General features: G+C 43.3%; 1 pseudogene. It reads left to right on the top strand.

The features are described 5' to 3' along the window. Positions 1-586 (top strand): annotated as a pseudogene (locus tag ACWHAR_RS29850) (TFIIB-type zinc ribbon-containing protein); the annotation flags it as partial.

Here is a 586-nt window from a genome sequence, read left to right as displayed (position 1 = left end):
TCCGAAAGAAAACATTGCGGCGCGGTTTTCTGATGATGAAGCAAAAGAATATCAATGTGAAAACTGCGGCGCCGTTTTGATCACGGAAGCTGAAACGACAGCAACGACGTGCAGCTTCTGCGGAGGTGCTGCAATACTTGCCGATCGTTTATCGGGACATTTGGCGCCGGCGAAGGTCATTCCATTTACAATCAGTAAACAAGAAGCGGAGCAGGCATTTCGAAAGTGGTGCAAAAAAGGCCTTCTGACACCAAGAGGTTTCATGTCTGCCGATCGCATTAAAAGCATCACCGGCATGTATATTCCGTTTTGGATGTTTGATTTAAATAGTGAAGTACAGGTGAGAGCAAACTGTACCAGAGTCCATCAATATGAAGAAGGGGATTATATTTGCACGGAAACAGAGCACTTTGAAGCGTTTCGTGATATCAATCTCGATTATTTGAAAATCCCTGTCGATGCCTCTGAAAAAATGAAAGACGAATTAATGGACAAATTGGAGCCTTATTCATACGAAGAGCTGAAGGACTTTCAAACGGCATATTTGGCCGGTTATATTGCGGAAAAGTACAATTATACCGATGAG

This window comes from Bacillus sp. LR--39 (genome assembly GCF_053613335.1).
This window is presented reverse-complemented; position numbering and strand designations above follow the sequence as displayed.